The 8,609-nt window shown below is 46.0% G+C and carries 8 protein-coding genes; all 8 read right to left on the bottom strand.

The genetic code is table 11. The annotated features are described in order from the left end of the window. On the bottom strand, positions 1 to 934 hold a 934-nt coding region (locus tag J7M13_08810; GenBank protein ID MCD6364076.1), incomplete at its 3' end, for a BMP family ABC transporter substrate-binding protein. Positions 935 to 940: 6 nt separating this feature from the next. Beyond that, entirely contained in the window at positions 941 to 1,762 is an 822-nt protein-coding gene (locus tag J7M13_08815) for a xanthine dehydrogenase family protein subunit M (protein MCD6364077.1), read from the bottom strand. Further along, positions 1,759 to 2,217 carry a (2Fe-2S)-binding protein gene (locus tag J7M13_08820; GenBank protein ID MCD6364078.1) on the bottom strand — a complete coding sequence of 153 codons (459 nt, stop codon included), beginning with the start codon at positions 2,215 to 2,217 and terminating at the stop codon, positions 1,759 to 1,761. Before J7M13_08820 ends, J7M13_08815 begins: the two co-directional genes overlap by 4 nt. Continuing rightward, positions 2,195 to 3,421: a threonine synthase gene (thrC, locus tag J7M13_08825; GenBank protein ID MCD6364079.1), complete on the bottom strand. Its 1,227-nt coding sequence runs from the start codon at positions 3,419 to 3,421 to the stop codon at positions 2,195 to 2,197. The genes J7M13_08820 and thrC overlap by 23 nt, the downstream gene beginning before the upstream one ends. Continuing rightward, positions 3,414 to 4,292 (bottom strand): dihydroorotate dehydrogenase, encoded by an 879-nt coding sequence (locus J7M13_08830; GenBank protein ID MCD6364080.1) that lies wholly within the window; start codon positions 4,290 to 4,292, stop codon positions 3,414 to 3,416. The genes thrC and J7M13_08830 overlap by 8 nt, the downstream gene beginning before the upstream one ends. Beyond that, positions 4,285 to 5,607, bottom strand: a complete 1,323-nt coding sequence (gene ssnA, locus J7M13_08835) for a putative aminohydrolase SsnA (protein ID MCD6364081.1) — start codon at positions 5,605 to 5,607, stop codon at positions 4,285 to 4,287. Before ssnA ends, J7M13_08830 begins: the two co-directional genes overlap by 8 nt. Next, positions 5,604 to 7,856: a xanthine dehydrogenase family protein gene (locus J7M13_08840; protein MCD6364082.1), complete on the bottom strand. Its 2,253-nt coding sequence runs from the start codon at positions 7,854 to 7,856 to the stop codon at positions 5,604 to 5,606. The genes ssnA and J7M13_08840 overlap by 4 nt, the downstream gene beginning before the upstream one ends. Positions 7,857 to 7,862: 6 nt before the next feature. Then, positions 7,863 to 8,609, bottom strand: a 747-nt coding sequence (locus J7M13_08845; protein MCD6364083.1) for a xanthine dehydrogenase family protein molybdopterin-binding subunit, incomplete at its 5' end; no start/stop codon positions are given.

The raw sequence follows: 8,609 nt of genomic DNA on the forward strand, positions 1-8,609 counted from the left end.
AAACTATGAGCTTTTTGTACTTCTCAACCATATTCCTAACTTTCTTGGGAACCATTGGTCCAAACGGAGCCAAACCAACCAAGCCTTCTCTCATTCCCCACCAGATATCCTCGCTCTTCCAAGTGCCATTTAAGACCCTCTTTATAATATAGGAGTATACTACTCCCCAGTGCCATACGCGAGAGGTCAGGTTATACTTGGGAGCAAACTTTCTCATGTCGGTATTATAACCTATGCAGTAAACGCCCTTTTCCTCACAAGCTTGCTGAGGAGCGGGAGAATCAGTCTCCTGAGCTATAACATCACAACCAGCCTCTATCAGGCTCAAAGCTGCTTCCTTTTCAGTGGGGGGATCATACCAAGCATTCACCCACACAACGTGCACCGTCGCCTTCGGATTTACCTTTCTAACACCAAGAGTAAAAGCATTAGCTCCCCTTATGACCTCGGGGATCGGATGAGCCCCAACATAACCTATCTTATTCTTCTTAGTCATCATGCCCGCGGCGATTCCGCTCAAAAATTCTGCCTCATATATCCTGCCAAAGTAAGTTCCTACATTCTTAGCCCTCTTGTAGCCAGAGCAGTGCACGAAAACCACATCGGGATGCTTCTTTGCAACCTGAAGCACCGCATCCATGTAGCCATAACTCGTGGCAAATATAACCTTACAGCCCATAGCTATTAGGTTCTCCATAGCGGTAATTGCCTCCGCTCCTTCGGGAACCGATTCAAGGTAAACCGTATCAACATTGGGAAACTTCCTCTCTATATATTTTCTCCCCTGATCATGAGCATATGTCCATCCCGCATCCCCAACCGGACCTATGTAGATAAATCCCACCTTTAGCTTCTTTTCGCCCGCGAGGGCAAAGCCAGAAAGGGTTCCTACAACAAAAATCAACGCCAGTAAAACAATCAATATCTTCCTCATATAACTTCACACCTCCTCGAGAAGGCTAAGTATAAGTCTCCCACTTACTTTTCTCCTATACTCTTCAGAAGCTCGGACATCAGATATCGGAGACACCACCTCCTCTATCATTAGGCTCGCCTTTCTAAGTATATCCTCTGAAATAGGCTTGCCTTTCAAAAACTCCTCAGCCTTATAGGCTCTTATTACGGTTGGAGCCACGCTTCCCAAAGCTATTCTGATGTCCTCAAAAAAGCCATCACTAAGGCGATAAATAACGGCAATAGAAGCTATAGAAATGGTCATTGAGCTTCTCTGCCCAACTTTGCGATATATGAACCTGTAATCGTCGGGGAAATCCCTTAAAAGGATAGAAAGGAGAAGCTCTCCATTCCTAAGGTCCGTCTGACCAGGCCCCTTTATGAAATCTGAAATGCGAAGAACCCTCTCCCCTTCAAGGCTCACAAGCTTAACCTGAGCCTCATAAGTGTAAAGCGCCGGTAAACTATCTCCTGCTGGGGAAGCGTTAACTACATTGCCACCTATCGTCCCAAGATTTCTTATCTGACGAGATCCTATAACCGAAAGAGCACTTTTAAGCAAAGGTGGTATATCCATCGAGAGAAGCTCCGTATGCGTGAACAAAGCCCCCATTTCGAGTTTTCCGCTTTCCCTTCTAAAGATCCTAAGCTCCGGTATTCTGGTTATATCCACAAGCAAGCCGGGATTTTCAAGCCCCCTCTTTATCCTGACGAGAAGGTCTGTCCCACCAGCTATAGGTTTACCCCCATCTGAGAGAATCTCGAGAGCCTCCCTTAAGCTTCCCGGCACCAGAACCTTAAAACTCACTCTTTCCTACCTCCCTTTACAGCCATAACGGCATCCACTATCTTCTGATAGCCGGTGCAACGACAAAGATTTCCCGAAAGAGCCTCTCTTACCTCCTCACGAGACGGATCAGCGGATTCATCAAGGAATGAAGCGAGGTTCACTATCATTCCAGGCGAGCAGAAACCACATTGAACTGCTCCCTCCTTCACCATGGCGTCTATCAGGGGATGATTGGAAATTCCCTCTATAGTCGTGATCTCAGCTCCGTCCGCCTTAACCGCTAAAGTAATACAGGATGGAACTGGTTTTCCATTTAAAAGCACGGTACAAGCTCCGCATTCTCCCATCTCACAACCGCTTTTGGTTCCGTGAAGATGAAGCACATCTCTTATAAGCTCAAGAAGCGTCATATCCTCCCTTATCTCGACTTCCTTCTCCTCTCCGTTTATCTTAAAGCGAATTCTCAAAGTCATCCACCTCCATATACCTTTCCAAAAACTCGTCCGGATCCTTAGAAACGAGAGGGGCATCAAGAGAAGCTTTAAATACCGCATCAATGTCCTTCAGCCCACTTCCCGTTATAAGAAGAACTACTTCCTCATCCGAGGAAAAGGCATCCTCATGCGACATTTTTAAGAAACCAGCAAATGCTGCAGCTCCAGCAGGTTCAGCAAAAATGCCCGTTAAGGTGGAAAGCTCAAAAATAGCTGAGAGAATCTCATCATCTGAAACTGAGATCATCAATCCACCAAGTTCCTTCAAATACTTCATGGCTTTGACAACATCTCTTGGCTTGCCCACGCATATGCTATCTGCAAAGGTTTTAGCCTCTCCATCCACAATCTCTCCCCTCTCAAAGGAAAGCTTGACGAACTCAGCACCCTTCGCTTGAACACCTATTATCTGAGGTATCTCCTTAACGAGACCAACTTCCCTTAATTCTCTAAATCCCTTACATATAGCGCTTATTATCGTCCCGTCTCCAACAGGAACGAATATCCTGTCTGGAGATCTCCAGGAAAGAGCTTCAGCTATTTCAAAAGCTCCTGTTTTCTTCCCCTCAAGAAGATAAGGATTTATGGCAGTAGACCTGTTATACCATCCCTTGATCTCAGAAACCTTTCTACATAGATCAAAGGCATCATCATAGCTCCCATCAACGCGATAAACCTCCGCGCCGTAAGCGAAAAGCTGGGCAAGCTTTGGTTTTGGAGCATCTTTCGGAACGAAAATAACGCTTTTCAGTCCAACGCTCGCCGAGAGACCAGCCAATGAGCTCGCTGCGTTTCCCGTAGAAGCACAGGATATAACCTTAAAGCCCCTCTCACGAGCTACCCCTATCGCAATGGCAGATGCCCTATCCTTATAGGAAGATGTGGGGTTAACGGTATCATCTTTTATATAAAGCTCTTTTATACCATGTGCCTTGGCAATATATGAAGCTCTATAAAGGGGCGTCCATCCAACTCTCAGCGGAACGGATTTCCTCTTGACCGGTAAAAGAGGGAGATACCTCCACATGGATAGTTCATATCCAAAACCTTTGAACATCTCAAGATCATATATGACCTCGAGAGTCCCATACCTGTCTCCACAGGCAGGACATGTATATAATACCTCCTCTGGGGAGTATGTCCTGCCACAACTCACGCACCTTAACCCTATAACCTCACCCATCCTCAAACACCCCTATTACCTCGCCCAGGCTCTTAAAGCCGAGCTCCTCAAGAAGCGGAGGAAGATCGCGAGCTATCTCATCGAATATATCCACTCCCTTAAGAATAGCGGAAGAGAGAATTTGAACGAGAGTAGCACCAGCCATCATAAACTCAATGACATCAAGCGCACTCGATATTCCCCCAACTCCTACGATAGGAACGTTGACCGCCTTTCTAATCTCATACACGAATCTTAAAGCTATCGGTTTTATGGGAGGTCCTGAGAGCCAGCCATATTTCTCTCCCAGCTTGCTTTTTCTTTTTCTCACGTCTATGACTATGCCTGGCCCCAATGAGTTTATAGCCACTATACCACTCGCTCCTCCATCAACCGCAGCCTTTGCAAAATCAATCACGTTTCCAAAATGAGGGCTCATCTTAATAAGGATCGGCTTCTTGGTGAGAGAGCTGGCTGCTCTACATATCCTGTAGATAGGCTCAACATCGGTTCCAGTATAGTGTGTGGATATCTCAAAAGCATCCGCAAATTCATCCAACATAGGCACGAGCCTCTGTATATCCTCAGGCTTATACCCCAAACTTACCACGATGGGAAGATCAACTTCCTTCCTTATTTCCGGCAGAAAGGATTGCGCCCACCTTTCCGGAGGATCCTCAGACCAGAGCTCACAGTTCAGTAGCCCACAGCCAATCTTAGCTATAAGAGGTCTTTTCACCTCAGCAGGTTTAGTGGATATAGTCTTAAGAACTATTCCCCCAATTGATCTTCGAGCAAGTCTCTTGATTTTATCAGGCTTATCCGTTAGAGGACCAGAAGCAACAAGCAAGGGGTTTCTGAACCTTATCCCAAAAACCTCCATCTCAAGCATTTTCGATCACCCTCTCCCAAAGCCTCTTTGCCACTTTCTCAGCTTCCGAAAAAACCCTTTCTTCATCAACATTAAGAACTTTTCCACTATCAAGCAAAACTTTCCCTCCAACGATAACCTTATCGACTTTTAGGCTATCCGCTATTCCAAACAGAAGATGCCCTAAAAAGTTATCAGCATTTAGGGGCGTGGGAGGATTATAATCCAGAACAATCAGATCAGCAGCATATCCGGGAGCTATCTTTCCAAACTTAAGCTCTCCTCCCCAGAAAGATTCCAAAGCCTCATAATTATTCTTCAGAAAAGTATTACATATTTCCTCAAGGCTAACAGCGTTAAAATCCCTTTTCTCGTGTTTCTGTAAAAGAAAAGCTACCCTAAGATCATTTAAAATGTTAAAGCCATAACCGTCGTTCCCAAGGCATACTTTTATTCCTCTGTCAAACATGGAGCTGAGATCCGCCGTCCCTACTCCGTTATTCATGTTAGATTGAGGACAATGGGCAAAGAAAACATCTCGTGAAGACAGGATATCCTTCTCACCAGCGCTTAAATCTATCCCGTGAACCACGATGGTGTTTTTCCTCAAGATGCCCCATCTGTCAAGTCTTTCAACAACCTTGAGATCATACTTCTCAATAGAGTCCCTTTGATCTTCGGGGCCTTCAGCCAAGTGAATGTGAAACCCCACACTCTCCGGAGCAGATCCAACACAAGCTTGAAGCGTCTCATCAGACAACGTGAAGGAAGCGTGGAGCCCCAAATGAGCCTTGAAATAACCGTTCCCCTCCTTAAGCGATAGCTCTATAAAGCTCAGATTCTCTTCTATAGCCTCTTCCGCTTTCTCCCTCCCACATCTATCAGAAACCTCATAACATAAATCCGCTCTCATACCAAGCTCATCAACAAGCGCTCTCTTTAAAAGGAGCAAACTTCCTCTTACACAACCGTAACTCGCATGGTGATCAACTATAGCAGTTATTCCAGATTTAAGGCTTTCTATTCCTCCTACAAGAGCACTGTAATAAACGGATTCCTCATCAAGGTGAAGATCAAGCTTCCACCAAATCTCCTTGAGTATCCCCAAAAAGCTTTGAGGAGAAACGCTTATTGGCATTCCTCTGACCAAACTGCTATAAAGATGAGAGTGAATGTTAACCAATCCCGGAAGAACCAGTTTTCCAGCAAGATCGAGATCGGATGAAAAAGGAATTCCCTTTCCTACCTCTGATATCACTCCTCCTTCAATTCTTATCCATCCTTTCTCTACAAGAGATCCATCGTTAGTCCATATAACAGCATTGGAAAGTATCAAGATCCGCTATCCCCCTTCAATATTTCCATAAGCACCTTCTCCGGCGTGAAGGGAATCTTTCTCATCCTTCTTCCTATCGCCATTCTTATGGCATTTCCTATGGCAGGTGGAGGACCATCAACGCTTATCTCACCTGCTCCCTTTAAGCCAAAGGGGCCCGTGGGCTCATAGCCATCAACCGTTAAAACTTCTATATCAGGAATATCAGAAGCGGTAGGTATCATATAAGTGGTGAAGTCCGGATTTAGCACCTTCCCGTTCGAAAGCTTTATCTCCTCCATCAAAGCTGCTCCTATGCCTTGAGTAACCCCTCCTTGAACCTGCCCCTCAAAGAGAGATAGGTTAAGTATTTTACCAACATCGGTTGACGTAGCATACCCTAAGACGCGCACCTCTCCTGTAAGGGTATCTACTTCCACCAACGCAAGGTGAGCAGCAAAAGCATAGATAATATGGGGCAGCCCACTACCTATTTCTCTCCTATCCTTGGCAAGAGGCATTTCAACATAGGATGTAGAAACTCTTTTCTCTGGAGGAAGAAGCTCATAGACTTCGGAAAGGCTAACACTTCCCTCGTTCCAAGCAACACTATCCTCCTTGAGCTGAAGCTCCTCTACGGAAACGCCATACCTTTCTGAAACCGCATAGAACATATCGTTTTTAAGCTGCTCACATGCCTGAACAAGCGCCTTGCCATATATATAGGTCGTTCTTGACGCGGAAGAGGGTCCGCTATCGAGCGTTCTATCTGTATCGGGAAGCACGAGTTCAAAGAGCTCCATGGGAGCGTTCAAAACCATGGAGGCTATATGAACATAGCTTGACGCGTTTCCTTGACCCATGTCTGATATCCCAGCATATACCCTGTATTTCCCATCTGGGAGAAGCTCTATCTTCGCCTCGGCATAGTCAGGTATACCCACGCCAAGGCCTCCTCCCTGATATGAACACGCTATTCCCCAGCCTCTTTTCTTGAAAGGTGAGTTAGTCTTAAGCAGTCCATCCTTCTTCTTCCAAAGATCGCTTTTCTTAAGCTTTTTTAAAGCTTCTCTTAAACCAACGCTATATATAAGCGTATGCCCTATAGGGCTTTTATCTCCTCTTCTTATGGCGTTTTTATACCTTATCTCCCAGGGATCCATTTTCAGGACAAGGGCAAGCTCATCCATCTGCGATTCAAAAGCAAAGTTCACCTGAGGAACCCCAAAGCCTCTCATGGCTCCGCACACAACATTATTGGTATAGACGGCGTACCCGTCAACATGAGCATTCGGTATCTTATATGGACCTCCGAAGTGCTCCACCGCCAAGGACATAACCTCAGCACCAAAGCTCGCGTAAGCACCGGTATCAAAGTAGAGCTCAGCCTTAACCGCCGTAAGCGTTCCATCCCGCTTAGCTCCGGTCCTATACCTCATGATCGCGGGATGCCTATGATAGCTCGACTGAATGGATTCCTCTCTCGAGTAAACGAGCTTCACGGGCCTCTTAAGATAAAGAACCGCGAGGGCAAGGTGTATCTGAACGGTAATGCCATCCTTCCTTCCAAAGCCTCCCCCGAAAAAGGGAGCTATAACCCTAACCATATCCTCCGGTATTCCCAAAGCTTCGGATATCTCCCTTCTGTCTCTAAACGGGGTTTGAGTGCCAGCCCAAATAACTATCTTGCCATCCTCCCACTTAGCAAAGCCCGCCTCCGTTTCGAGTGAAGCGTGATCTATGATAGGATATACATACTCTCCCTCAACCACAACATCAGCCTCTTCAAAGCCCTTCTCCACATCTCCAACGCTTACCGAAAGCTTCTTTAAAAGATTTCCTCCTTCGTGAACTAAAGGAGCGTCATCTTTCAGAGCCTCAAGGGGATCAAAAACAGCCGGAAGAACCTCGTAATCCACCTTTATAAGCGAAAGAGCGCGAGAAAGCGCCTCCTTACTCTCAGCAGCGACAAGACATATAGGGTCTCCAACATACCTTGCTTTTCTCTCGACCAATACCTCTTGATCCTTCCTCACCACCCCGTATCTGTTAGTTCCCTTTATGTCTCTGCAGGTAAAAATCCTAACAACTCCAGGAACCTTAAGGGCTTCTTTAAGATGCAAATTACTTATAATAGCGTGAGGATGCTCGCTCCTCTTAAGCCCAAGATAAAGCATACCTTCTTCGTAATAGTCAGATGGATAAAAATGCTTCCCTCTTGCCTTATCGTAGGCATCAACCTTAATAATCCTCTCTCCCATGCTTGGCAAAGGCGCTCACCCCCTAAGAGCCTTAAGAACCCTTTCCGGCGTAAAAGGATTCTCCCAAAGCCTCACTCCCACGGCATCATATATGGCATTCGCTATGGCGGGAATCGGACCGTTTATGCATATCTCAGCAACGCTTTTAGCGCCGAAGGGTCCCGTGGGCTCATCGGTCTCAACGAATATGACATCAACCGGCGGCATGTCCGCCGCCGTTATAATCTTATAAAGAGAAAGATCACCATTAAGGAGCTTACCTTTCCCATTAAACTTCATTTCCTCAAAAAGCGCGTATCCTATCCCATTAGCTATAGCGCCCAATACCTGCCCCTTCGCAAGAGGAGGGTTTATAACCTTACCGCAGTCGACCGCAACGACATATCTCAAAACCTTAACGAATCCCGTCGCTTCATCCACCTCAACCTCAGCAAAGTGGGCGGCAAAAGGAGGAGGTGAAACTGGAGATACGAAGGAAGCTGATGCCTCTATTTGGCGCTGGTTTCTCACATAGAGACTTCTTAAACCTATATCCTTTAGGGAGACGCTCCTTCCATCATCGCCTTTAACGAACACCTTCCCATCCTTCAGGAAAAGCAGGTTCTTTTCAACCAAAAGCATCTCAGAAGCTACATCAAGAATCTGATCCCTAAGCTTTTCCGCCGCTTTCTTAACCGCGTTCCCAGAGACATAGGTCGTGCTCGAAGCATAAGCCCCCGTATCAAAAGGCGTAAAATCCGTATCGGATGAGTAAACATATAT

It is taken from the genome of Synergistota bacterium, from assembly GCA_021159885.1.
Classification (GTDB): domain Bacteria; phylum Synergistota; class GBS-1; order GBS-1; family GBS-1; genus AUK310.